Consider the following 24195-nt stretch of genomic DNA (forward strand, 5'->3'; position numbering starts at 1 on the left):
GCGCGGTCATGCAATGGGCGTGCGTACTCCTGCCGCAACTGGCGATGGACGGTGTCCTTCGCCGACTTCAGACGCCCGACGCGACGGCGATCGCGCTCGTCGAAGGGCCGATGCAGAAACGCACCTTGCATTCGGTGACGCCGGCGGCGCGCATGCTCGGTTTGCGCCCCGGTTTGTCGCTTGCAGCGGCGCAGGCCTTGAGCACGCATTTCAAGGCGGTCGATCACGATCCTGACGCCGTCGAACGCGAGCGCACGTTGCTCGCGGCGTGGGCGTATCGCTTCAGTTCGCAGGTGAGCACGGACCTGCCGCATGCGTTGTTGCTCGAAGTCGGGCACAGCCTGCGCCTGTTCGGGCCGTGGCCGCGATTGGAAGCGCGCATGCGCGAAGAGTTGCGCGCACTCGGCTTCCGTCATCGCATCGTCGCCGCGCCCAATCCGCATGCGGCGCGGGTGCTGGCGAATGTGCACGACGGGCTTGCGATCGACGAACACACCTTGCGCAACGCGCTCGGCCAGTTGCCGATCGAACGCAGCGGATTGCCGCAGCCGGTGGCCTTCGCGCTCTCGCGCATGGGCCTGCGCGCGTTGCGGCAGGTGTTCGCGTTGCCGCGCGATGCGCTCGCGCGCCGTTTTCCGAAAGCGGTGCTCGAACATCTCGACGCGCTGCGCGGCGATCGCATCGCACCGCTGCAGTGCTACATGCCGCCGGATCGTTTCGAAGGCCGCATCGAATTCGAAACCGATGTCGAATCCAGCCAGGCGTTGTTGTTCCCGTTGCGGCGACTCACGCAGGATCTGGCGGCCTTCCTCGCAGGACGCGACGGCGGCGTGCAGCGCTACACGCTGGTGCTCGAACACGAACGATGCGAAGACAGCACGGTGCCGGTCGGCCTGCTCACGCCGCAACGCGAGGCGAACATGTTGTTCGAACTCGGGCGCGGACGTCTGGACCAGGCGCGTTTGCCGGCGCCGGTGCGCGGCTTCCGCCTGGTGGCGGACGAGTTGCCGCCGTTCGTGCCCGCGGCGCCCGACTTGTTCGAAACACGCGCGCAACAGGATGTCCCGTGGCCGCAATTGCGCGAACGTCTGCGCGCACGCCTGGGCGATGACGCCGTGCACGGCATCGGGCATTCGCCGGAGCATCGGCCCGAACGCCACACCTTGTCGGGCAAGCCGGCGCCCGAAGCACGCCTGCGTCCGGGTTGGCTGCTGCCGCACGTGTTGCCCTTGCGCGATCACGCGCTGTGCGTGCTCGCCGGTCCCGAGCGTATCGAAAGCGGATGGTGGGACGGCGGCGATGTGCGTCGCGATTACTACGTCGTGGAGACCTCGCTCGGGCAGCGCGCCTGGGCCTTCTGCGCCGCGGGCGAACCGGTGGATCCGGGCCCCGCGCCTTCGCACCTGATGCTGCACGGGTGGTTCGCATGAGCCGACTGCCGGCCTATGCGGAGTTACACTGCCTGTCGAACTTCAGTTTCCAGCGCGGTGCGTCGAGCGCGCGGGAGTTGTTCGATCGCGCGAAGCAACAAGGCTACGCCGCGCTCGCGATCACCGACGAATGCACGCTCGCCGGCATCGTGCGCGCGCTCGAAGCCTCCGAAGCGACGGGCGTGCCGTTGATCGTCGGCAGTGAGATGCAGATCGAAGGCGGGCCGAAGTGCGTGTTGTTGGTGGAGACACAGGCGGGCTATCGGCGCTTGTGCGAGTTGATCACCGCGGCGCGGCGGCGGGCCGACAAGGGCACGTATCGTTTGCTGCGCGAAGATTTCGAAGGCGCAGCGCTCGATGGTCTGCTGGCGTTGTGGGTGCCGCGGCTGGATGCGCGCGATGTGGACGAGGCCGCGTGGTTGCAGGCGCAGTTTTCCGATCGCACGTGGCTCGCCGTGCATCTGCATCGCGGGCCTGACGATACCGCGCGGCTCGATGCGTTCCGTGCGTTGTCGCGAGCGACGTCGTTGCCGATGGTCGCGTGCGGCGATGCGCACATGCACGTGCGCGGCCGGCGCGCATTGCAGGACACGATGACGGCGATCCGCCTGCACACCACGCTCGCGCAAGCGGGCCGTGCGTTGTTTCCCAATGGCGAGCGCCATCTGCGGACGCGACAGGCGCTGGCGGCGATCCATCCGCCGGAACTGCTCGCTCAGGCAGTGCTAATCGCGCAACGTTGTACTTTCAATCTGCGGCAACTAGCGTACACGTATCCGCATGAGCTCGTGCCGGCCGGAAAGACCGCACGCGAATGGCTGCGCGCACTCGTGGAGGACGGCATCCAAGCGCGCTGGGCGAAGGCGAACTCGACGGAACACGAACGCGCCAAGGCGCGCGAGTTGATCGAGAAAGAACTCACGATCATCGGAACGCTGCATTACGAGTCGTACTTCCTCACCGTGCACGACATCGTGCGCTTCGCGCGCAGCCGCGACATCCTGTGCCAGGGGCGCGGATCGGCGGCCAATTCTGCCGTGTGCTATGCGCTCGGCATCACCGAGCTGCAGCCGGGGCAGATGGAGATGTTGTTCGAGCGCTTCGTGTCGGAGGAGCGCAACGAGCCGCCGGACATCGACGTCGATTTCGAACACGAGCGTCGCGATGAAGTGCTGCAGTACGTCTTCGAACGTTACGGCCGCGGGCGCGCGGCGCTGGCGGCGGTGGTGATCCGGTATCGCGGACGCAGCGCGGTGCGCGACGTGGCGCGTGCGCTCGGCTTGCCGCCGGACCAGGTCGACGAGATCGCGAAGACGATGGATCGCTGGAACAGCGACGTGCCGATGCCCGATCACTTGCGCGACCATGGGTTCGATCCCGAATCGCCGCTTTTACGGCGCGTGTTGGCGATCGCGGGCGACTTGCTGGGGTTCCCACGGCATTTGTCGCAGCATCCGGGCGGGTTCGTGATTTCAGAGCATCCCTTGTCGACGCTCGTGCCGGTCGAGAACGCGGCGATGGACGATCGCACGGTCATCCAGTGGGACAAGGACGACCTGGATGTGATGAAGCTACTCAAGGTCGATTGCCTCGCGCTCGGGATGCTCACGTGTGTGCACAAGACCTTCGATCTGCTGCGTGCGAGTGGGCGGCGCGACATCGGGCTCGACGACATTCCGCAAGGCGATGAAGCGACGTACGCGATGATCCGCAAGGCCGACACGGTCGGCACGTTCCAGATCGAGTCGCGCGCGCAGATGGCGATGTTGCCGCGCCTGAAACCGCGCGTCTTCTACGACCTGGTGGTGCAGGTGGCGATCGTGCGGCCCGGGCCCATCCAGGGCGACATGGTGCATCCCTACCTGCGCCGGCGGAATGGCGAGGATCCGGTGACGTATCCGTCGGAGGCGTTGCGCGAAGTGTTCAAGCGCACGCTCGGCGTGCCGTTGTTCCAGGAACAGGTGATGCAACTGGCGATCGTCGCGGCCGATTACACGCCGGGCGAAGCCGATCAGTTGCGTCGTTCGATGGCCGCGTGGAAACGCTACGGCGGCATGGAACACCATCGGCAGAAGATCATCACCGGCATGCTGCGCAACGGCTACACGAGCGCGTTCGCCGATCAGATCTTCGAGCAGATCAAAGGGTTCGGCAGTTACGGGTTTCCGGAGTCGCACGCGGCGAGCTTCGCGTTGATCGCGTATTCGAGTTCGTGGCTGAAGTGCCACGAGCCGGCGGCCTTCGCCGCGGCGCTGATCAATTCGCAGCCGATGGGGTTCTACGCGCCGAGCCAGATCGTGCAGGACGTGCGGCGGCACGGCGTGATCGTGCGGCCGGTCGACGTGCGTTACAGCGATTGGGATTGCACGCTCGAGCCGCTCGGCGATGCGCGTTCGCAACCGGCGATGCGGTTGGGGATGCGGATGGTGGATGGATTCCGCCAGATGGATGCGGAGCGGATCATGGCGGCGCGCGGGGTGTCGGAATTCGCGGACGTCACCGACTTGTGCGTGCGCGGCGAACTCGATGCGCGTGGGCGTGGGTTGCTCGCCGATGCCGGCGCTCTGCGCGCACTCGCGGGGCATCGTCACAAGGCGCGTTGGGCGGCGGCGGGGGTGGAGGCGCAGCGTCCCTTGTTCGATGCGATCGGCGCGACGACCGAGGCGACGGTGGCATTGCCGCTTCCGACTGCCGACGAAGAAATGCGTACCGACTACGCGACGACGGGTCTGACGCTCGGCAAACATCCCCTGCAACTGCTGCGTTCGAAATTGCGGGCGCGGCGTTTTCGACGTTCGTCGGAATTGCGTGCGATGCCGCACGGGCGGAGCGTTTCATTCGCCGGGTTGGTGACCTTGCGCCAGCGGCCGGAGACGGCGAGTGGCGTGACCTTCCTGACGCTCGAGGACGAGGACGGGCTGGTGAATGTCGTGGTGTGGCGGCATGTGGCCGATGAGCAGCGAAGGCCTTTGCTGGAGTCGCGATTGCTTGCGGTCGAAGGACGGCTGGAATCGAAGGACGGCGTGCAGCATTTGATCGCAAAGCGATTGACGAACCTGGCGACGTTGTTGGGGCGGCTGGATGCGACGTCGCGGGATTTCAGGTAACCCGGCGAAACCTTGACTAAGGTTCGACCACGTTTCGATCGCCCAAAGAAAAACCCCGCCATTGCTGGCGGGGTTTGGTGTAAGGCCCTGGCGATGACCTACTCTTGCATGCGGATGCACACTACCATCGGCGCGGCTGCGTTTCACTTCCGAGTTCGGAATGGGATCGGGTGGTGCCACAGCGCTATTGTCACCAGGGAGAGGGTGGAGGGTCGCGGTTCGATCGCCATGGCAAGCCATGGGGATTGATCGCGCTCACGCTCTCAAGGGGTGGGACGTAGCGAGTTTTGGTGGAGCTTATAGAGACAAATGCCATCGACGTGTTGTCGAGGATAAGGCGGCTTGAGGTGATATGGTCAAGCCTCACGGATCATTAGTACACGTTAGCTCAACGGATTGCTCCGCTTACACACCGTGCCTATCAACCACCTGGTCTTGATGGTTCCTTCAGGGGACTTGTGTCCCGGGAGATCTCATCTTGAGGCGCGCTTCCCGCTTAGATGCTTTCAGCGGTTATCGCTTCCGAACGTAGCTACCCGGCAATGCCACTGGCGTGACAACCGGAACACCAGGGGTTCGTCCACTCCGGTCCTCTCGTACTAGGAGCAGCCCCTCTCAAATCTCCAACGCCCACGACAGATAGGGACCGAACTGTCTCACGACGTTCTGAACCCAGCTCGCGTACCACTTTAAATGGCGAACAGCCATACCCTTGGGACCGACTACAGCCCCAGGATGTGATGAGCCGACATCGAGGTGCCAAACACCGCCGTCGATATGAACTCTTGGGCGGTATCAGCCTGTTATCCCCGGAGTACCTTTTATCCGTTGAGCGATGGCCCTTCCATACAGAACCACCGGATCACTAAGACCTACTTTCGTACCTGCTTGAGCCGTCGCTCTTGCAGTCAAGCACGCTTATGCCTTTGCACACAGTGCGCGATGTCCGACCGCGCTGAGCGTACCTTCGTGCTCCTCCGTTACTCTTTGGGAGGAGACCGCCCCAGTCAAACTACCCACCATACACGGTCCCCGACCCGGATTACGGGCCCAGGTTAGAACGTCAAGCACATCAGGGTGGTATTTCAAGGTTGCCTCCACCGAAGCTAGCGCCTCGGTTTCACAGGCTCCCACCTATCCTACACAGACGAACTCAACGTTCAGTGTAAAGCTGTAGTAAAGGTTCACGGGGTCTTTCCGTCTTGCCGCGGGAACGCTGCATCTTCACAGCGATTTCAATTTCACTGAGTCTCGGGTGGAGACAGCGCCGCTGTCGTTACGCCATTCGTGCAGGTCGGAACTTACCCGACAAGGAATTTCGCTACCTTAGGACCGTTATAGTTACGGCCGCCGTTTACTGGGGCTTCGATCAAGAGCTTCGCCTTGCGGCTGACCCCATCAATTAACCTTCCAGCACCGGGCAGGCGTCACACCCTATACGTCCACTTTCGTGTTTGCAGAGTGCTGTGTTTTTGATAAACAGTCGCAGCGGCCTGGTTTCTGCGACCGCTCCCAGCTATAGCCCGCATGGGCCACCAGAAGCGGTGCACCTTCTCCCGAAGTTACGGTGCCATGTTGCCTAGTTCCTTCACCCGAGTTCTCTCAAGCGCCTTAGAATTCTCATCCTGCCCACCTGTGTCGGTTTACGGTACGGTCTGCGTCAGCTGAAGCTTAGGGGCTTTTCCTGGAAGCGTGGGATCAGTGACTTCGGCCTAATGGCCTGGTCTCGCTGCTCGGCGTATGACCCTCCGGATTTGCCAAGAGGATCCGCCTACCTGCTTTCCCCGGGACAACCAACGCCCGGTACACCTACCCTTCTCCGTCCCCCCATCGCACTGACGCGAGGTGCTGGAATATTAACCAGCTTTCCATCGACTACGCATTTCTGCCTCGCCTTAGGGGCCGACTCACCCTGCGCCGATGAACGTTGCGCAAGGAAACCTTGGGCTTTCGGCGTGGGGGCTTTTCACCCCCATTATCGTTACTCATGTCAGCATTCGCACTTCCGATACCTCCAGCAGACTTCTCAATCCACCTTCATCGGCTTACGGAACGCTCCTCTACCGCGCACATTGCTGTGCACCCCAAGCTTCGGTTTATCGCTTAGCCCCGTTAAATCTTCCGCGCAGACCGACTCGACCAGTGAGCTATTACGCTTTCTTTAAAGGGTGGCTGCTTCTAAGCCAACCTCCTGGCTGTCTGTGCCTTTCCACATCGTTCACCACTGAGCGATAAATTTGGGACCTTAGCTGTGGGTCTGGGTTGTTTCCCTTTTCACGACGGACGTTAGCACCCGCCGTGTGTCTCCCGGATAGTACGTGCTGGTATTCGGAGTTTGCCATGGTTTGGTAAGTCGCAATGACCCCCTAGCCATAACAGTGCTCTACCCCCAGCAGTATTCGTCCGAGGCGCTACCTAAATAGCTTTCGAGGAGAACCAGCTATCTCCGGGTTCGATTAGCTTTTCACTCCTAATCACACCTCATCCCCTACCTTTGCAACGGGAGTGGGTTCGGGCCTCCAGTTGATGTTACTCAACCTTCACCCTGGGCATGACTAGATCACCCGGTTTCGGGTCTACTGCCTGCGACTATGCGCCCTTATCAGACTCGGTTTCCCTTCGCCTCCCCTATACGGTTAAGCTCGCCACAAACAGTAAGTCGCTGACCCATTATACAAAAGGTACGCCGTCACCCTTGCGGGCTCCGACTGCTTGTACGCACACGGTTTCAGGATCTATTTCACTCCCTTCACCAGGGTTCTTTTCGCCTTTCCCTCACGGTACTGGTTCACTATCGGTCGGTCAGGAGTATTTAGCCTTGGAGGATGGTCCCCCCATGTTCAGACAGGGTTTCACGTGCCCCGCCCTACTCAATTTCATCCGTACGGCCCTTTCGCATACAGGGCTGTCACCATCTACGGCCACGCTTCCCAGCGTGTTCTGCTAAAACCGTACGGACTTTTGGGCTGCTCCGCGTTCGCTCGTCGCTACTGACGGAATCTCGGTTGATTTCTTTTCCTCCGGGTACTTAGATATTTCAGTTCCCCGGGTTCGCCTTGCATGGCTATGTATTCACCATGCAATACCCTTGCGGGTGGGTTTCCCCATTCGGACATTGTCGGATCAATGCTTGTTGCCAGCTCCCCGACACTTTTCGCAGGCTGCCACGTCCTTCATCGCCTCTGACCGCCAAGGCATCCACCGTGTGCGCTTATTCGCTTGACCATATCACCCCAAGTCGCCTCAGGGTCATACGTCGTTTGCGAACGTAAAACGACTTATCACTTCAAATAAAGGTGCTCTCGCACCTCGCCTTAGCCTCTACGACACGTCATGGACATTCGTCTCAAAACGCTCGCTACATCCCGATTGTCAAAGAACACGCACAAGGCTTCAGCGCCAGGGGCGTCTCTAATCTTTTTGTGTGCGCAATTGTCATTCAGAGTTGGTGGGTCTGGGAGGACTCGAACCACCGGCCTCACCCTTATCAGGGGTGCGCTCTAACCACCTGAGCTACAGACCCAAATGTCAGGCAGGGCGAGTGGTGGAGCCAGTCGGGATCGAACCGACGACCCCCTGCTTGCAAAGCAGGTGCTCTCCCAGCTGAGCTATGGCCCCGTGTGCCGGGACGCTCTGAATGCAGGTCACTTGTGCGGACGCCTGGACGGGCAATCATGCCGTCCGTTTAGTCTCTAAAGGAGGTGATCCAGCCGCACCTTCCGATACGGCTACCTTGTTACGACTTCACCCCAGTCATCGGCCACACCGTGGCAAGCGCCCTCCCGAAGGTTAAGCTACCTGCTTCTGGTGCAACAAACTCCCATGGTGTGACGGGCGGTGTGTACAAGGCCCGGGAACGTATTCACCGCAGCAATGCTGATCTGCGATTACTAGCGATTCCGACTTCATGGAGTCGAGTTGCAGACTCCAATCCGGACTGAGATGGGGTTTCTGGGATTGGCTCACCCTCGCGGGATTGCAGCCCTCTGTCCCCACCATTGTAGTACGTGTGTAGCCCTGGTCGTAAGGGCCATGATGACTTGACGTCATCCCCACCTTCCTCCGGTTTGTCACCGGCGGTCTCCTTAGAGTTCCCACCATTACGTGCTGGCAACTAAGGACAAGGGTTGCGCTCGTTGCGGGACTTAACCCAACATCTCACGACACGAGCTGACGACAGCCATGCAGCACCTGTCTCACGGTTCCCGAAGGCACCAATCCATCTCTGGAAAGTTCCGTGGATGTCAAGACCAGGTAAGGTTCTTCGCGTTGCATCGAATTAAACCACATACTCCACCGCTTGTGCGGGCCCCCGTCAATTCCTTTGAGTTTCAGTCTTGCGACCGTACTCCCCAGGCGGCGAACTTAACGCGTTAGCTTCGATACTGAGTGCCTAGTTGCACCCAACATCCAGTTCGCATCGTTTAGGGCGTGGACTACCAGGGTATCTAATCCTGTTTGCTCCCCACGCTTTCGTGCCTCAGTGTCAGTGCTGGTCCAGGTAGTCGCCTTCGCCACGGATGTTCCTCCCGATCTCTACGCATTTCACTGCTACACCGGGAATTCCACTACCCTCTACCGCACTCTAGGTCGCCAGTTTCCAATGCCATTCCCAGGTTGAGCCCAGGGCTTTCACATCAGACTTAACGAACCACCTACGCACGCTTTACGCCCAGTAATTCCGAGTAACGCTTGCACCCTTCGTATTACCGCGGCTGCTGGCACGAAGTTAGCCGGTGCTTATTCTTCCGGTACCGTCATAATCCACGGGTATTAACCGCGAACTTTTCTTTCCGGACAAAAGAGCTTTACAACCCGAAGGCCTTCTTCACTCACGCGGCATGGCTGGATCAGGCTTGCGCCCATTGTCCAATATTCCCCACTGCTGCCTCCCGTAGGAGTCTGGACCGTGTCTCAGTTCCAGTGTGGCTGATCATCCTCTCAGACCAGCTACGGATCGTCGCCTTGGTGGGCCTTTACCCCGCCAACTAGCTAATCCGACATGGGCTCATCCAGTCGCGCGACGCCTTGCGGTCCGCCGCTTTCACCTTCCGGTCGTATGCGGTATTAGCGTAAGTTTCCCTACGTTATCCCCCACGACAGGGCAGATTCCCATGTATTCCTCACCCGTCCGCCACTCGCCACCCACAGTATTGCTACTGCTGTGCTGCCGTTCGACTTGCATGTGTTAGGCCTGCCGCCAGCGTTCACTCTGAGCCAGGATCAAACTCTTCACTTAAGTTTTGCGGTTCGGACAAAAGTCCTTGCCAAATTGCTTGAGTGCAGTCGTCGTCCCAGGCTCGAAATCACTCGCTGGCTCGCAATTGCTTGCTTACCATTTGAATTGACTTGTTGCTCTGTTACGAACGTCTGCAAGATGGACAGTTATCCACCCGCCAGACGCCCGCACAAGTCACCTGCGCACACTGTCAAAGATCAATGGGATCGGCCTCAGCGCCTTCTCCCTGCCCCCGCCGCACCAAAGTGCCCGAGGGAGCCGCACATCATACAGTCCTTCTGGAGTCCGTCAACACCCTGTGAGGGGTTTTTTTCGGTCCCGTCGGGGCCGGTGTTCTGGCACCCGTCGAAGGGGCGCGCATTGTGCATAACGCCGCAGAGCTTGGGAAGGGGGTCTGCGGCAATTCATTACAAATCGTTTGCGCGATGCAGCCCTCTTGACGCGGGCGCCGGCTGTCCCGGATGTTCAGCGCCCCTGAAGGAGACCCGATGATGCGCTCCCACCTGCGCCGTACCGCCCTGCTGTCCACTTCGCTGCTGCTGCTTGCCGGTTGCGCGAGCGCATCCGGGCCCTGGGTCGAACTCAACGGTAAGCGCTACAACATCGAGATCGCCGACGACGACGCCGAGCGCGCACGCGGCCTGATGTTCCGCGACGCGATGGACGAAGACCACGGCATGCTCTTCATCCACGAAGTGCAGGCGCCGCAGGCCTACTGGATGAAGAACACGCGCATCCCGCTCGACATCCTGTATTTCGACGACGCGCGCAAGCTGGTGTCGATGCAGCGCGACGTTCCGCCGTGCTCGCTGGGCGACCAATGCCCGCCCTATCCGAGCGCCTCGCCCGCGCGTTACGTGCTCGAGCTCAACGCGGGCGAAGCCGGGAAACTCAAGCTCGAAACCGGCGCGGAGCTGAAATTCGGGCCTGGCGTCGCAAAACCCTGACCTGCGCGGACTTGCAACGAGCGCAACGCAGTTGCAGGCTTGCGACATGCACGACCGTTTCCCGCTGCCCGACTGGAACGAACTGGCCGGTTCCGACGATCGCACGCTCCCCCTGCTGGGCACCGCGCTGCTGATCGCCCGCGACGAATATCCGCACCTCGACGCGGACCATTACGACGCGCAAGTCCGGGGCCACGTGGAGCACCTGCGCGCGCAGGTGGAATCGGTCGAACCCTGGCCGCAGAAGATGGCGGCGATCAACCGCCATCTGTTCGAGGAAGTCGGTTACGCCGGCGACAGCGAGCATTACTACGACCCGCGCAACAGCTATCTCAACGAAGTCTTCGAACGGCGCCTGGGCAATCCGATTTCCCTCGCGCTGGTGCAGATCGAAGTCGCGCGCCGCCTCGGCGTTCCGCTCGATGGCGTGTCGTTTCCCGGCCATTTCCTCGTGCGCCTGCCGGTCGACGACGGCGTGCTGGTGATGGATCCGTTCAACCGCGGCCGCCCGCTCGACGAAGACGAATTGCGCCAGCGCGCACGCCCGCACCTCAACGGCGAAGTGCCCGACGACCGCGCGTTGTTCCAGATCCTCAACCCCGCCACGCATCGCTCGATCCTGATGCGCGTGCTGCGCAACCTGCACGGCGTGTACGCCGAACGCGATGATTGGGAACGCGCCGCGCGCAGCGCCGATCGCATCCTGCGCCTGGTGGCCGACAACGCGGACGCATTGCGCGATCGCGGCCTCGCGTACATGAAGATGGGCTATCGCCAGGGCGCGCGCACGGACCTGGCGCGTTACCTGCAACTGAATCCCGAAGCGCCCGATGCCGGCCCGCTGCGCGAGCGGCTCGTCGAACTCAGCAGCGGTTCGCTGCGGATGAACTGAAGCGCGCGGCGCTTCTCAAACCACCCCGCCTCAAACCACCCCGCCTCAAACCACCATCATCTCGAAGTCGTCCTTCGTGACGCCGCAATCCGGGCACGTCCACGTCTCCGGCACGTCTTCCCAACGCGTGCCCGGCGCGATGCCTTCTTCCGGCAGCCCCTTCGCTTCGTCGTAGATGAAGCCGCAAACGACGCACATCCAGGTGCGGTAGGCGGTGGCGACGGCGTCGGTCATCGGAGTCCGTAGAATGCTGTTCTGTCGAAGCCGGCATTGTCCCACCGACGGGCCGCCTTCGGAAGCGCACGCCAGGGAAACCGCATGCAAGCCGGTCTGTATCTGATCACGCCCGACGAGGCGGACACCGAACGCCTCGTGGCGCGCGTGAAGCCGCTGCTGGAATTCGCCGAACTCCTGCAATACCGCAACAAGGCGGCCGATCCGGCGTTGCGCGCCGCGCAGGCCGCCGCGCTCGCGCCGTTGTGCCGCGCGGCCGGCGTCCCGTTCATCGTGAACGACGACGCGCGCCTGGCCGCAAGCGTGAAGGCGAACGGCGTGCACCTGGGCGAGCACGACGGCACCGTCGCCGCGGCGCGCGCGATCCTCGGCAGCGCCGCCATCGTCGGCGTCTCCTGCTACGACGACCTGCAACGCGCCCGCGCCGCGGCCGACGACGACGCCGACTACATCGCCTTCGGCGCGTTCTTCCCGTCGACGACGAAACCCAATGCGCGCCGCGCAACGCCCGCGCTGCTCGCCGCCGCGGGTTCGCTCGGCCTGCCGATGGTGGCGATCGGCGGCATCACCGCCGACAATGCGCCTCCCCTGTTGGCCGCGGGCGCGGATTTGCTGGCGGTGGTCGGCGGCGTGTTCGATGCGCCCGATCCCGTCGCCGCCGCGCGCGAATTCCGGTCGCTCTTCACCGCTTCGAGGCCCTGATGGACACCCGCCGCTCGCAAGATCTCTTCGCCCGCGCACAGCGCCTGATGCCCGGCGGCGTGAATTCGCCCGTGCGCGCGTTCAAGTCGGTCGGCGGCGAACCCTTCTTCGTGAAACGCGCGAATGGCGCGTATCTCGAAGACGTCGACGGCAATCGTTACATCGACTACGTCGGTTCCTGGGGCCCGATGATCGTCGGCCACAACCATCCCGACGTGCTCGCTGCCGTCATCGAAACCGCACAGAACGGCCTGAGCTTCGGCACGCCCAATCCGCTCGAAGTGACGATGGCCGAAACCATCGCGCGCCTGGTGCCGAGCTGCGAAATGGTGCGCATGGTGAACTCCGGCACCGAAGCGACGCTCTCGGCGATCCGCCTCGCACGCGGCGCCACCGGCCGCGCGCGCATCGTGAAGTTCGAAGGCTGCTATCACGGCCACGGCGACAGTTTCCTCGTGAAAGCCGGCAGCGGCGCGCTCACCTTCGGCGTGCCGACGTCGCCCGGCGTGCCGAAAGCGCTCGCGGATCTCACGCTCACGCTGCCGTACAACGATTTCGATGCAGCGACCGCGTTGTTCGACGAAGCCGGCGACGACATCGCCGGCCTGATCATCGAACCGGTCGTCGGCAACGCGAACTGCCTCCCGCCCCGAGACGGTTACCTGCAACACCTGCGCGCGTTGTGCACGCAACACGGCGCGCTGCTGATCTTCGACGAAGTGATGACCGGCTTCCGCGTCGCGCTCGGCGGCGCGCAGCAGCGTTACGGCGTGACGCCCGACCTGAGCACCTTCGGCAAGATCATCGGCGGCGGCATGCCGGTCGGCGCTTACGGCGGTCGCGCGGAATTGATGCAACAGATCGCACCCGCGGGCCCGATCTACCAGGCCGGCACGCTGAGCGGCAATCCGGTCGCGATGGCCGCGGGCCTGAAGATGCTGGACCTGATCCAGGCGCCGGGCTTCCACGATGCGCTGGAAGCGAAGACGCACGCACTCTGCGACGGCCTCGAAGCCGCCGCGCGCGACGCGGGCGTGCCGTTCACGACGCAACGCGTCGGCGCGATGTTCGGCCTGTTCTTCAGCACCGAAAAGGTGGACACCTACGCGCAGGCCATCGCCTGCGACACGGCCGCGTTCAACCGCTTCTTCCACGCGATGCTCGAACGCGGCGTGTACCTGGCGCCGTCGGCGTTCGAAGCCGGCTTCATGTCGAGCGCGCACGACGACGCCGCGATCGCCGCCACGCTCGACGCCGCGCGCGCCGCGTTCAAGACCTTGTGATCGCGACACCGCCGTCGCTGGTGCTCTTCGACCTCGACGGCGTGCTCGTGTCCTACTCGCACAAGATCCGCGTCGAAACCCTCGGCGCCGCGATCGGCCGCGCGCCCGACGCGGTGTTCTCCGCGTTGTTCGACACCGGCATCGAACCGCAATACGACGCGGGCCTGATCGACGACGACGGCTATCTCGCCGCGTTGTCCGATGCGCTGGGCTGCACGATCTCGCCCAGGCAATGGCTCGACGCACGCAGCGCATCGATGCAATGCGAACCCGCGACATGCGAACGCATCGCCGCACTTGCCGGGCGCACCGACGTCGCGGTGCTCACGAACAACGGCCCGCTCGTCCTCGATTCCCTGCCCACGCAACTCACCGACCTCATCCCGCGCGAACGCATCTTCTGCAGCCACGTCCTCGGCGTTTCGAAGCCTGCGGCGGTCGCGTTCCTGCGCGTCGTCGAAACCCTCGGCCACGCGCCGAACCGCACGCTGTTCCTCGACGACAACTTCGCCAACGTGCAGGGCGCGCGCAGCGCCGGGCTGCAATCGGAACAAGTGCACGCGCCCGGCGAAATCGCGGGCATCCTGCGCGACTACGGGCTGGACTGAGTCAATCGAAGCAGTGCGGGACGAAGCGGCTGGTGTTGGTCGTGATCTGACCGTCGTCCTCACGCACGCCGATGCCGGCCGGCGCATCGCCGATCACCCACGACCCCACCAGCGCATGCCCCGCCACGCTTTCATGCAGCGGTGCGAAGGCCTGGTACACCACGTCCGGACTCGCGAACGCACCGGACGACCCGACGACACGCACGCCCTCGCCCTCGCGGCCGAAGCGCGGCTTGGCCACCATGCGCCCGTCGATGTCGTTCGGATCGTGCGACGCCGCGAGCAGGTTCGGATGTCGCGGAAACAAGCGCCACAGCAGCGGCAGCAGCGACTTGTTCGACAGCGCCTGCTTCCACGCTGGTTCGATCCATTGCATCGGAACGCGCGGCAAATGCTCGGCGAAGGGCTCCTCGAGCATCCACTCCCACGGATACAACTTGAACAGGCGTTCGATCGGCGCATCGTCGAGATCGACGAAACGCGCCTGGTCGAAGCCGATGTCCGGCATGTCGAGCAGCGTGCCGGACACGCCCGCCTGCCGCGCGGTTTCCGCGAGATATTCGAGCGTGACGCGATCCTCGACCACGTCCATGCATCCGGCGAAATGCACGCGACTGCCGGCGGGCACGATCTGCTGCCAGTGCTCGACCAGGCGTTCGTGCAACAGGTTGAACTGGTCGCGGCCCGCGCGTGTGTCTTCGAGCCAGTACCACTGCACGACCGAGGCTTCGAACAGTGCGGTCGGCGTGTCGGCGTTGTATTCGAGGAGCCTGGGCACGCCGTCGGGACCGAAGGCCAGGTCCATGCGGCCGTAGAGCGCGGGTTCGTTCGCGCGCCACGATCGCTCGACGAGCGCGGCAGCGCGCGCATCCAGTCCGAGCGGTTCGTACTCGCCCGTGCGCACGACATGCGCGACCGCTTCCAGGCACATGCGATGCAACTCGCCGGTGGCATCGTCGATCGCATCGATCTGGTCGCTGGTGAAGCGATAACACGCATCGTCGACCCAATACGGGCCGTCGAGCGTGTGGAATTCAAAGCCGAGCGCTTCGACGCGCCGCCGCCAGTCCGGCCGCGGCGGAATCGACTCGCGACGCATCAGGAGCCGGCGGCGCGCACGCGCCCGGTGCCACCGAATCCGCCGCGATATCCCGCCTCGACACTCGTGGGGCCACGATAGTCGGCGGCGCCACCGCTGCTTCCGTAGTAGCCGGTTGAATAGCGCGTACGGCACTGCCCATGGCCGGGATCGTCGGCCGCGGGTTTCGTGCCGACCGATGCGTACCAGGGCCCGACGAAACGCCGCGTATTTCCGTTCCACTTGCACTGGGCGCTGCTGTAGTCGCACTCGCAACTCGCGACGTCGCGATACTCGTTGCGCGCCATCCTGTCGGCGGTCGCATCGCGCAGGGTCGGGAACCCGATCAGCCCGATCGCGCCCACCCACATCAACGGCTCCACCATCGAACGGCGGCGCGGCGGCGGACTGGAATCGATCCACTGCGGGCGCGCCCGCTTCGAACGCGACTTCTTGCCCACGTCAGTAGACCATCGCCGCCGCGTTGAGCAGGCCGACGCCGACCTGCAGCGTCGCCGACAACACGGCCGCGGCCTGTTCGCCCGCTTCGATGCGCTTCGGGAAACCCGGCAGCAGCATTCGCACCAGCAGGAACGCCGTCAGCTGCGCGGCCAGCGCGATCCCGCCCCAAAGCGCGAGATCGGCATACGACACGCTGTGCGCGATGGCGCTGGCGAGCGGGAGACAGAAACCGGCGAGCGCACCGGACAACGCGGTGCTCGCGGCGAGATTGCCCGCGCGGATCAATTGCAGTTCGCGGTGCGGCGTGAACTGGAGATAGAGCGCCAGGAACAGCGCGACGAACCCGAGCCCCACGCCGAAATAGCCGGCGAACGCCGGCAAGCCTTGCAGATACGACATCTTGAATGCATCCCCCTTGCGAACCCGAAAGTTACCACGCACCGGGATTCGACATCGACATCCACGACTCACTTCCGAGGGAGATCTCCGCGACTACGCGCGGACCTGGCAACGCACCACGCTGCCGACCTTGAACGACGACGCGATGGCGTCGAGGCTGGGCGCGCTGAACATGACGACGTCGGTGTTTCCGCCGGCCTTCGCGCGGCTTGCGTAGAGGATCTTGTCTTCGCCATCGGAGTGTTCGCGCGCGATGTAGCGGTATTCGTCGGTGATCGGGATGGCTTCGTATCGAATGCTGTCGAACGCCGGATGGTTGCCGACGAAGAATTTGACCTGGACGCCGGAGAGTTCCATGCGGCCGAAGTCGTAGTCCGGCCCCATCTCGATCGTTCGGATGAGCGCGTGCTCCAACCCGGCGAGGCAGGCGCCATGCCGGTCGGAGATCATGCGCAGCGCTGGGTTCGACGGGTGCTCCGCGGCGCGCTTGATCGGCTTGATCGCCGGTTCCGCCGACGGCTCCGCGCTGCACGCAACGCAGAGCCCGGCCAGCCACGCGATCAGGCCGATCGCCCGGATCGATCCGCGCCTCACCACGAGCCCGTATTCGCCATCGACGCCCACGGCTCCTTCGGCGGCAGATGCCCGTCCTGCAGCAACTCGATCGAAATCTTGTCGGGCGATCGCACGAACGCCATGTGTCCGTCGCGCGGTGGGCGATGGATCGTGTAGCCCATCGACTGCAGCCGCTCGCAGGTCGCGTAGATGTCGGCCACGCGGAACGCGAGGTGGCCGAAGTTGCGCGCGCCGCCGTAATCCTCTTCCGAGCCCCAGTTGTAGGTGAGCTCGATCTCGGCATTCGGTGTTTCGTCGGCGGCGAGGAAAACGAGCGTGTACTTGCCCGCTTCGTTTTCCATGCGGCGCTTTTCCTGCAGGCCGAGGCCGTCGACGAAGAAGCGCAGCGTCGCGTCGAGGTCGTGGACGCGGATCATCGTGTGGAGGTATTTCACAGGAACAAATCCGGCAGTGGGGTTTGCGAAGGATCGACGGCATAGCGCGAGAAATCGGTGATGCCGGCCTCAACCAGCACGTCTTCGTCGAGCAAAAAGCGGCCGTGGAAACCGCGCGCCTCGCGCACGAGGATGGCGTGCGCGGCGTCGGCGACGATTTCGGGTTTGCGGCAGCGCGCCGGGTCGATGCCCGGGATCATGTTGAGCGCATCGGTGCCGATGATCGTGCGCGGCCACAACGCATTCACGGCCACGCCCTGCGGGCCGAACTCCGCGGCCAGGCCGATCGTCACGAAGCTCATCCCCATCTTGGCGAGCGTGTAACCGGTGTGCGGTGCCCACCATTTCGCATCGAGGCTCGGCGGTGGCGCGAGGGTGAGGATGTGCGGGTTGGCGGCCTTCAACAGATGCGGCAGGCACGCCTGCGCGCACAGGAAGCTGCCGCGCGCATTGACCTGTTGCATCAGGTCGAAGCGCTTCATCGGCGTGTCGAGCGTGCCGCGCAACCAGATCGCGCTGGCGTTGTTCACGAGGATGTCGATGCCGCCGAAGGCCTCGACCGTCGCGGCGACGGCCGCGTGCACCTGGTCTTCTTCACGGATGTCGCAACGCAATGCCAGGCCCTTGCCGCCCAACGCATCGACCTCGGCCACGGCGGTGTGGATGGTGCCCGGCAGTTTCGGATTGGGGACCGTGGACTTCGCGGCGATCGCGACGTTCGCCCCATCGGCCGCCGCGCGACGCGCGATGGCAAGCCCGATTCCGCGCGAAGCGCCGGTGATGAAGAGCGTCTTTCCTGCGAGCGTGGGCATCGTGAATCACCGCTGCGTTCTGGAACCGTCATTCTGCTCCCTATAATCGGGCCATGCCCACCCACTGGCTCGATGCCACCATCGCCTGGATCACCGCGAACCCACGCGCGGCAGGGCTGTTGATTTTCGCGATCGCGTTCTGCGACGCGCTGGCCTTCGTCGGCATCGTGGTGCCGGCCGCGCCCTTGCTGTTCGCAGTGGGGACCTTGGTCGGGCTGGGGCACATCGACGGGATCTACGCCGTCGCGTGCGCATCGGCCGGCGCCTTCGCGGGCGATGCGCTGAGCTTCTGGATCGGCCATCGCTACGGGCCGAAGATGCGCGGGCTGTGGTTGTTCCGGCGCTATCCGCAATTGCTCGATCGCGGCGAAAAGGTGTTCCGCCGCCATGGCAGCAAGAGCATCCTGATCGCGCGCTTCGTCGGTGCGGTGCGTCCGTTCGTACCGGCGATCGCCGGCATGTTGCGCATGCCGCTGCGTCGCTACGTGCCGATGAGCGTGCTCGCGGCGGTGTTGTGGGCGATCGCGTATCTCGCGCCGGGCTGGATCTTCGGCAAGTCCTACGAGGCGGTGGCCGCGGTCGCCGACCGGCTCGCGCTCGTGGTGCTCGCGCTGGTCACGGCGCTCCTGCTGGTGTGGGCCGTCGTGCTGTACACGTGGCGCTGGTTCTCGCGCCACGCCGATCGCCTGCTCGCGCGCGCATTGAAGTGGACGAGCGCGCATCCGCACCTCGGCCGTTACGCGGGCGCGCTGATCAATCCCAATCGCCCCGAATCGGCCTCGCTGCTGATCCTCGCCGTGTGGTTGTTCGCGATCGCCTGGGCGTGGGGTGCGTTGCTCACGGTGTTGTGGGCGAAGGGCGGGCCGCTGATGCTCGACCACAGCGTGCGCGATGGCATGGTCGCGCTGCGCAACCCGCTCGCCGATCGCATGATGGCTGCGTTCGACACGCTCGGTGATGCAGTCGTCCTCGGCCCGGCGGCGCTGGCCGCGTTGTTGTGGCTGCTGTTCCGCAAGCGATGGATCGCGGCGGCGCACTGGGTGGCTGCGCTCGCGTTCGGCTTCGCGCTGACCGGCGGGCTTGCGTGGTTGTTGCCGCCCGATGCGCACGGCGATTCGTTCGGCGTGCCCTCGCTCGAAGTCACGATGGCGACGATCACCTTCGGGTTCTTCGCCGTGCTCATCGCGCGCGAATTGCCGGGCCGCGATCGCCAATGGCCGTACATGATCGGCGGCGCGATCACCACGCTGCTCGGCTTCGCGGAGTTGTACCTCGGTGCGCATTGGTTGAGCGATGTCATCGGCGGGATGTTGTTCGGCATCGTCTGGGTGCTGGTGCTGGGCATCGCGTATCGGCGGCATGTCGCGCGTTCGTTCTGGATGCGGCCGCTCGCGCTCGCCTTCTACGGCGTGTTCGCGATCGCGGCGTTGTGGCATGCCCCGCGCAGCATCGAGGCCACGCTCGCCGAACACGCGCCTGCACCGCCGCCGCGCACGCTTGCGCTCGAATCGTGGTGGACCTCGGACTGGACGCGCCTGCCCGCGCAGCGAACGGAAACCGATCCTCTGCGTCGCTGGGCACTGGACCTGCAATACGCCGGTTCGGCGAATGCATTGCAGCGTCACCTCGAACAACGCGGCTGGCGCGTGCAACGGCAGGCGGGATGGATCGCGACGCTCGGCCTGCTCGACGACGACCGGACGCCCGCGCAACAACCCGTGCTGCCCTCGACGCTCGACGAGCGCCCGGAAGCCTTGCTCATGCGGCGCGCGATCGACCCGAACGATGCATTCGTGCTGCGCCTGTGGCTCGCGCCGGAACAGTTGAAGGGCGCGACGCCGCTGTGGATCGGCGCGACGCAGCAGGTGCACTTCTCCAAGCCGCTCAAGGTCTTCGGGCTGTGGCGTCCCGTCGCCGATGGCGGGATGTCGCACGCGCAATTGGTGAAGGACCTTGCCGGCTTGCCGCAACAGTCCGACGTGCATCCCGACAGCGATCTGCCGGTGTTGCGCGTGCGCGAACGCTGATCAGTCGATCAGCTGATCCAGCGCAGCATCCAGTCGAGGCGCGCGTGCGGGTCGTCCATCTGCAGCAGCGCCTGCCGCTGCGATTCCTGCAGCGGGAGCAGTTCGGCCAGGCGCCAGCCCACCCACGAGGCTTCATCCATGCGCGCAGGTGGCGGGTTGGCGTATTCGCCGCCGACCTGTTCGAGGATGCGTTCGAGGATCAGCCCCATCGTCGCGTGCTCGGGGCGCAGCTCGTCGTCGGGATCGAACTCGCACCAATCGACATCGGCGAGCAACAGACCGTTGTCGCGCACGTGCGTGGTGTCGACGCGGAAGCGGCGCCCGCCGCGGATACGCAGGTTCAACAGGCCATCGTCGCCGGTCGTGAAATCCTCGATGCGCGCCTGCGTGCCGAATTTCGCGGGCGTCGCCGGTGCGCCGACTTCATCGCCGATCAGGATCAGGCACACGCCGAAGCCGCGCGATTCGCGCGTGCATTCGCGCACGAGGTCGAGATAGCGGCGTTCGAACACGCGCAGCGAAAGCGAAGCGCCCGGCAACAGCACGCTGTGGAGCGGGAACAGGCCGAGCGTCGGCGACGTGCGCACGCAGCGTCGCTCAGCTGCCGGCGAGCGCGGCGAGGAAGCGCCGCGGTGCGCCGTCGAATCCCCCGTTCGACATGAACACGACGTGGTCGCCCGCGCGCACGTGCGTGCGCAACGCCGCGATCAGCGTGTCGACGTCGGGCGCAGTGACGCCCTCGCCTTTCAGGCCGGCGACCACTTTGCCGGCGTCCCATTGCAGTTCCGGGCGATGCAGGAAGACGACGACGTTCGCGCCGTCGAGCGACGGTGCAAGCGCATCGGCATGCGCGCCCAGGCGCATCGAATTGCTGCGCGGTTCCATCGCCACCACGATGCGCGCGTCCCCGACGCGTGCGCGCAGGCCGGCGAGCGTGGTCGCGATCGCGGTCGGATGGTGTGCGAAATCGTCGTACACGGTGATCTCTCGCGCATCGCCGATCACTTCGAGCCGACGCTTCACGCTGCGGAAGCGCGCGAGCGAGGCGAGCACCGTCGACACATCGATGCCGACCGCGTCCACCGCCGCGAGCGCGGCCAGCGCGTTCATCACGTTGTGGCGGCCGAGCAAGGGCCACTTCACGTCGCCGATTTCGCGACCACGATGCACGACCGTGAAATGGCTGCCGTCGTCGGCGCGCAGCTTCGCGCTCCAGTCGAACGCATCGCCGTCGAGGCCGAAGGTTTCCACCGGCGTCCAGCAGCCCATTTCCAGCACTTCGGTGAGGTGCTTGTCTTCGCCGTTGACGATCAAACGTCCGCGACGCGGCACCGTGCGCACGAGATGGTGGAACTGGCGCTGGATGGCCGCGACATCGGGAAAGATGTCCGCGTGGTCGAACTCCAGGTTGTTGAGGATCGCGACCGTCGGCTTGTAGTGCACGAACTTCGAGCGCTTGTCGAAGAACGCCGTGTCGTATTCGTCCGCCTCGACCACGAACTCGCGGCCCGTGCCCACGCGCGCGGACACGCCGAAATCCTCCGCGACGCCGCCGATCAGGAAGCCCGGCGAACGGCCCGCGTTTTCGAGCAGCCAGGTGAGGATGGTGGTGGTCGTCGTCTTGCCGTGCGTGCCGGCGACGGCGAGGGTTTCGCGCCCGGGCAACACGCGTTCGCTCAACCACTGCGCACCGGAGATGTAGCGGCGGCCTTCGTCGAGCACCTGCTCGACCGCGGGATTGCCGCGCGAGAGGGCGTTGCCGACGATGATTTCGTCGCAGTCGTCCGAGATGTGTTCGGGCGCGTAGCCCTGGCGCAGCGTGATGCCGAGTTGTTCGAGCTGCGTGGACATCGGCGGATACACCGCCTGGTCGCTGCCTTCGACTTCGTGCCCGAGCTCGCGCGCGAGCGCGGCGACGCCGCCCATGAACGTACCGGCGATGCCGAGGATGTGGACTTTCAAGGAAACGACTCCCGTGTGGGGCTCAGCCCACTTCCTTGACCGGCGCGATCGCCTCGAGGATGCGGGTGAACACCTCGTCCAGCGTGCCGACGCCGTCGACGACGGTGAGCTGGCCATGCTGGCGGTAGTAATCGATCACCGGCGCGGTGGAGGCGGTATAGACCTCCAGGCGCTTGCGCACTGCGTCCGGGCTGTCGTCGGCGCGGCCTTCGGCCTTCGCGCGGCCGGCGATGCGCTCGACCAGCAATTCGGTCGGGCATTCCAGCTGCACCGCGTAATCGAAAGGCGCCTTCAGGCGGCCGAGCAACATGTCCAGCGCGTCGGCCTGCGCGAGGTTGCGCGGATAGCCGTCGAGGATGAAACCGTTACGGGTGTCGGGGCGCGAGAAACGATCCTCGAGCATGCCGAGCAGGATCGCGTCGGAGACCAGCTCGCCGCGCGCCATCACTTCCTTCGCTTCCAGGCCGAGCTTGCTGCCGGCCGCCACTTCGGCGCGCAACAGGTCGCCGGTGGAAATGTGCGGCACCTGCAGGTGCTCCTTCAGGCGGGTTGCCTGCGTGCCCTTGCCCGAACCGGGGGCGCCCAACAAGACCAATCGCATCCAGGACTCCAGAGATAGCCATTCCGTGGTGGCCGCGACGCGTTGACGGGGGGCAGCGCTACACTCGCCCGCCCACTCCCACGCACGCCGCCGTATCGTCGGGCACTTTACCCCAACCCGGCCCCGGCCCACGACCTCCCATGGCCAACGGAACCCTGCTGTACGCCCAATCGGGCGGCGTCACCGCCGTCATCAACGCCACTGCGTCGGCCGTCATCACGGCCGCCCGCGCCCGCAAGGTGAAGGTGCTGGCCGCGCGCAACGGCATCCTCGGCGCATTGCGCGAGGAGCTGATCGACACCTCGAAAGAGCCGGTGTCGGCCATTCGCGCCCTCGCCCACACACCGGGCGGCGCATTCGGCTCCTGCCGCGTGAAGCTCAAATCGCTGGAAGCCGACCGCGCACGCTATGAGCGCTTGCTGGAGGTGCTCAAGGCGCACGACGTGCGCTGGTTCCTCTACAACGGCGGCAACGATTCGGCCGACACGGCCCTCAAGGTCTCGCGCCTCGCCGAAGAATTCGGCTACCCGCTGACCTGCATCGGCGTGCCCAAGACCATCGACAACGACCTGGCGGTCACCGACTGCTGCCCGGGCTTCGGTTCGGCGGCCAAGTACACCGCGGTTTCGGTGCGCGAATGCGCGCTCGACGTCGCCGCGATGGCCGACACCTCGACCAAGGTCTTCGTGTACGAAGCGATGGGCCGCCACGCGGGCTGGCTCGCCGCCGCCGCTGGCCTGGCCGGCCAGCGCGCCGACGATGCGCCGCACATCATCCTGTTCCCCGAGCGCCCGTTCGAAGAAGCGACGTTCTTCGCCGAAGTGAAGAAGACCGTCGAGCGCGTCGGCTATTGCGTCGTCGTCGCGAGCGAAGGCATCCGCACGGCCGACGGCACGTTCGTCGCCGACGCGGGCGGCGGCAAGGATGCCTTCGGCCACACGCAACTCGGTGGCGTCGCATCGCATCTCGCCGCGCGCGTGAAGGACACGCTCGGCTACAAGGTGCATTGGACGCTGCCCGATTACCTGCAACGCTCCGCGCGCCATGTCGCATCGAAGACCGACCTCGAACAGGCGCAGGCCGTCGGCAAGGCCGCCGTCGAATACGCGCTCAAGGGCATGAACGCGATGATGCCGGTGATCCAGCGCATGTCCGAAAATCCGTATCGCTGGAAGATCGTGCCGGCGAAGCTGGAAGACATCGCGAACCACGAAAAGACGATGCCCGCCAACTTCCTGCGCAAGGATGGTTACGGCATCACCGCCGCGGCGCGTCGCTATCTCGAACCGTTGATCAAGGGCGAAGCACCGCCGCCGTACGGGCGCGACGGTCTGCCGAAGTACGTCGTGCTCAAGAACACCGCGGTGAAGAAGAAGCTGCCGAAGTTCGAAGGTTGAGTGTC

Annotated in this window: 19 protein-coding genes, 2 tRNA genes and 3 rRNA genes; 9 read left to right on the plus strand and 15 right to left on the minus strand. The window is 64.5% G+C overall.

The features are described 5' to 3' along the window. The first annotated feature begins 8 nt into the window (after positions 1-8). On the plus strand, positions 9-1430 hold the full coding sequence (locus GN331_RS00805) for a Y-family DNA polymerase (RefSeq protein ID WP_156639503.1): 1422 nt from the start codon (positions 9-11) through the stop codon (positions 1428-1430). Beyond that, positions 1427-4537 carry an error-prone DNA polymerase gene (locus GN331_RS00810; protein ID WP_156639504.1) on the plus strand — a complete coding sequence of 1037 codons (3111 nt, stop codon included), beginning with the start codon at positions 1427-1429 and terminating at the stop codon, positions 4535-4537. Before GN331_RS00805 ends, GN331_RS00810 begins: the two co-directional genes overlap by 4 nt. A gap of 85 nt (positions 4538-4622) precedes the next feature. Here GN331_RS00810 and rrf read toward each other — a convergent pair. The 5 genes from rrf to GN331_RS00835 all read right to left on the minus strand — a co-directional run bounded on the left by rrf (position 4623) and on the right by GN331_RS00835 (position 9776). Continuing rightward, positions 4623-4735: ribosomal RNA gene (gene rrf / locus GN331_RS00815) — 5S ribosomal RNA — on the minus strand. Positions 4736-4889: 154 nt separating this feature from the next. Next, a 23S ribosomal RNA gene (locus GN331_RS00820) occupies positions 4890-7762 on the minus strand. 221 nt (positions 7763-7983) lie between these two features. Further along, positions 7984-8060, minus strand: a tRNA-Ile gene (locus tag GN331_RS00825). Positions 8061-8079: 19 nt separating this feature from the next. Then, positions 8080-8155: transfer RNA gene (locus GN331_RS00830), tRNA-Ala, on the minus strand. Positions 8156-8231: 76 nt separating this feature from the next. Beyond that, positions 8232-9776 (minus strand): 16S ribosomal RNA (locus tag GN331_RS00835). The 16S, 23S and 5S rRNA genes sit together here with 2 tRNA genes alongside, the layout of an rRNA operon. Before the next feature lie 488 nt (positions 9777-10264). Here GN331_RS00835 and GN331_RS00840 point away from each other — a divergent pair. Both GN331_RS00840 and GN331_RS00845 read left to right on the plus strand, forming a co-directional pair. Continuing rightward, a complete protein-coding gene (locus tag GN331_RS00840; RefSeq protein ID WP_425489255.1) occupies positions 10265-10723 on the plus strand; it encodes a DUF192 domain-containing protein in 459 nt (152 codons plus the stop codon). A 46-nt stretch (positions 10724-10769) separates the two neighbouring features. Then, on the plus strand, positions 10770-11615 hold the full coding sequence (locus tag GN331_RS00845) for a SirB1 family protein (RefSeq protein ID WP_156639505.1): 846 nt from the start codon (positions 10770-10772) through the stop codon (positions 11613-11615). Positions 11616-11660: 45 nt separating this feature from the next. On the opposite strand, the gene GN331_RS00850 is transcribed toward GN331_RS00845, so the two are convergent. Further along, positions 11661-11849, minus strand: a complete 189-nt coding sequence (locus GN331_RS00850; protein ID WP_156639506.1) for a rubredoxin — start codon at positions 11847-11849, stop codon at positions 11661-11663. Between the two features lie 84 nt (positions 11850-11933). Between GN331_RS00850 and thiE the strand changes: the two genes are divergently transcribed. From thiE to GN331_RS16925, 3 genes are read left to right on the plus strand one after another with little or no spacing between them, the layout of a single operon-like run. Next, the gene (gene thiE / locus GN331_RS00855; RefSeq protein WP_156639507.1) at positions 11934-12551 is read left to right on the plus strand and encodes a thiamine phosphate synthase; all 618 of its coding nucleotides are present in this window, start codon (positions 11934-11936) and stop codon (positions 12549-12551) included. Beyond that, on the plus strand, positions 12551-13834 hold the full coding sequence (hemL, locus tag GN331_RS00860) for a glutamate-1-semialdehyde 2,1-aminomutase (RefSeq protein WP_156639508.1): 1284 nt from the start codon (positions 12551-12553) through the stop codon (positions 13832-13834). The genes thiE and hemL overlap by 1 nt, the downstream gene beginning before the upstream one ends. Further along, positions 13831-14442, plus strand: coding sequence for an HAD-IA family hydrolase (locus GN331_RS16925; protein ID WP_156639509.1), 612 nt, complete (start codon positions 13831-13833; stop codon positions 14440-14442). The genes hemL and GN331_RS16925 overlap by 4 nt, the downstream gene beginning before the upstream one ends. 1 nt (position 14443) lies before the next feature. Here the strand turns inward: GN331_RS16925 and GN331_RS00870 are convergent, their stop codons facing one another. The 6 genes from GN331_RS00870 to GN331_RS00895 form a co-directional block, all read right to left on the minus strand. Beyond that, positions 14444-15541: a glutathionylspermidine synthase family protein gene (locus tag GN331_RS00870; protein ID WP_156639510.1), complete on the minus strand. Its 1098-nt coding sequence runs from the start codon at positions 15539-15541 to the stop codon at positions 14444-14446. Next, entirely contained in the window at positions 15541-15981 is a 441-nt protein-coding gene (locus GN331_RS00875; RefSeq protein ID WP_156639511.1) for a hypothetical protein, read from the minus strand. The genes GN331_RS00870 and GN331_RS00875 overlap by 1 nt, the downstream gene beginning before the upstream one ends. 1 nt (position 15982) lies before the next feature. Continuing rightward, positions 15983-16381 (minus strand): DUF350 domain-containing protein, encoded by a 399-nt coding sequence (locus GN331_RS00880; RefSeq protein ID WP_156639512.1) that lies wholly within the window; start codon positions 16379-16381, stop codon positions 15983-15985. Positions 16382-16474: 93 nt separating this feature from the next. Continuing rightward, positions 16475-17005, minus strand: a complete 531-nt coding sequence (locus tag GN331_RS00885) for a hypothetical protein (RefSeq protein WP_156639513.1) — start codon at positions 17003-17005, stop codon at positions 16475-16477. Next, positions 16972-17391, minus strand: a complete 420-nt coding sequence (locus GN331_RS00890; RefSeq protein ID WP_331713315.1) for a VOC family protein — start codon at positions 17389-17391, stop codon at positions 16972-16974. Before GN331_RS00890 ends, GN331_RS00885 begins: the two co-directional genes overlap by 34 nt. After that, complete coding sequence (locus GN331_RS00895; protein ID WP_156639514.1) at positions 17388-18203, minus strand: SDR family oxidoreductase; 816 nt, start codon at positions 18201-18203, stop codon at positions 17388-17390. The genes GN331_RS00890 and GN331_RS00895 overlap by 4 nt, the downstream gene beginning before the upstream one ends. 53 nt (positions 18204-18256) lie before the next feature. Between GN331_RS00895 and GN331_RS00900 the strand changes: the two genes are divergently transcribed. Further along, positions 18257-20230, plus strand: coding sequence for a bifunctional DedA family/phosphatase PAP2 family protein (locus tag GN331_RS00900; protein WP_156639515.1), 1974 nt, complete (start codon positions 18257-18259; stop codon positions 20228-20230). Positions 20231-20238: 8 nt separating this feature from the next. Here the strand turns inward: GN331_RS00900 and GN331_RS00905 are convergent, their stop codons facing one another. From GN331_RS00905 to GN331_RS00915, 3 genes are read right to left on the minus strand one after another with little or no spacing between them, the layout of a single operon-like run. Then, positions 20239-20817, minus strand: coding sequence for an LON peptidase substrate-binding domain-containing protein (locus GN331_RS00905; protein ID WP_331713316.1), 579 nt, complete (start codon positions 20815-20817; stop codon positions 20239-20241). A 10-nt stretch (positions 20818-20827) separates the two neighbouring features. Next, positions 20828-22192 (minus strand): UDP-N-acetylmuramate:L-alanyl-gamma-D-glutamyl-meso-diaminopimelate ligase, encoded by a 1365-nt coding sequence (gene mpl, locus GN331_RS00910; protein WP_269448184.1) that lies wholly within the window; start codon positions 22190-22192, stop codon positions 20828-20830. Between the two features lie 22 nt (positions 22193-22214). Next, complete coding sequence (locus GN331_RS00915; protein WP_156639517.1) at positions 22215-22793, minus strand: adenylate kinase; 579 nt, start codon at positions 22791-22793, stop codon at positions 22215-22217. Positions 22794-22933: 140 nt separating this feature from the next. Between GN331_RS00915 and GN331_RS00920 the strand changes: the two genes are divergently transcribed. Then, complete coding sequence (locus GN331_RS00920; protein WP_156639518.1) at positions 22934-24190, plus strand: 6-phosphofructokinase; 1257 nt, start codon at positions 22934-22936, stop codon at positions 24188-24190. Positions 24191-24195: the final 5 nt, after the last annotated feature.

Source organism: Noviluteimonas gilva (assembly GCF_009740395.1).
GTDB classification, from domain to species: Bacteria; Pseudomonadota; Gammaproteobacteria; order Xanthomonadales; family Xanthomonadaceae; genus Noviluteimonas; species Noviluteimonas gilva.

Coding starts and splice junctions, on each gene's coding strand:
- GN331_RS00805 (WP_156639503.1), top strand. CDS start 9: ATGCAATGGGCGTGCGTACTCCTGCCGCAACTGGCGATGGACGGTGTC.
- GN331_RS00810 (WP_156639504.1), top strand. CDS start 1,427: ATGAGCCGACTGCCGGCCTATGCGGAGTTACACTGCCTGTCGAACTTC.
- GN331_RS00840 (WP_425489255.1), top strand. CDS start 10,265: ATGATGCGCTCCCACCTGCGCCGTACCGCCCTGCTGTCCACTTCGCTG.
- GN331_RS00845 (WP_156639505.1), top strand. CDS start 10,770: ATGCACGACCGTTTCCCGCTGCCCGACTGGAACGAACTGGCCGGTTCC.
- GN331_RS00850 (WP_156639506.1), bottom strand. CDS start 11,849: ATGACCGACGCCGTCGCCACCGCCTACCGCACCTGGATGTGCGTCGTT.
- thiE (WP_156639507.1), top strand. CDS start 11,934: ATGCAAGCCGGTCTGTATCTGATCACGCCCGACGAGGCGGACACCGAA.
- hemL (WP_156639508.1), top strand. CDS start 12,551: ATGGACACCCGCCGCTCGCAAGATCTCTTCGCCCGCGCACAGCGCCTG.
- GN331_RS00870 (WP_156639510.1), bottom strand. CDS start 15,541: ATGCGTCGCGAGTCGATTCCGCCGCGGCCGGACTGGCGGCGGCGCGTC.
- GN331_RS00880 (WP_156639512.1), bottom strand. CDS start 16,381: ATGTCGTATCTGCAAGGCTTGCCGGCGTTCGCCGGCTATTTCGGCGTG.
- GN331_RS00895 (WP_156639514.1), bottom strand. CDS start 18,203: ATGCCCACGCTCGCAGGAAAGACGCTCTTCATCACCGGCGCTTCGCGC.
- GN331_RS00900 (WP_156639515.1), top strand. CDS start 18,257: ATGCCCACCCACTGGCTCGATGCCACCATCGCCTGGATCACCGCGAAC.
- GN331_RS00915 (WP_156639517.1), bottom strand. CDS start 22,793: ATGCGATTGGTCTTGTTGGGCGCCCCCGGTTCGGGCAAGGGCACGCAG.
- GN331_RS00920 (WP_156639518.1), top strand. CDS start 22,934: ATGGCCAACGGAACCCTGCTGTACGCCCAATCGGGCGGCGTCACCGCC.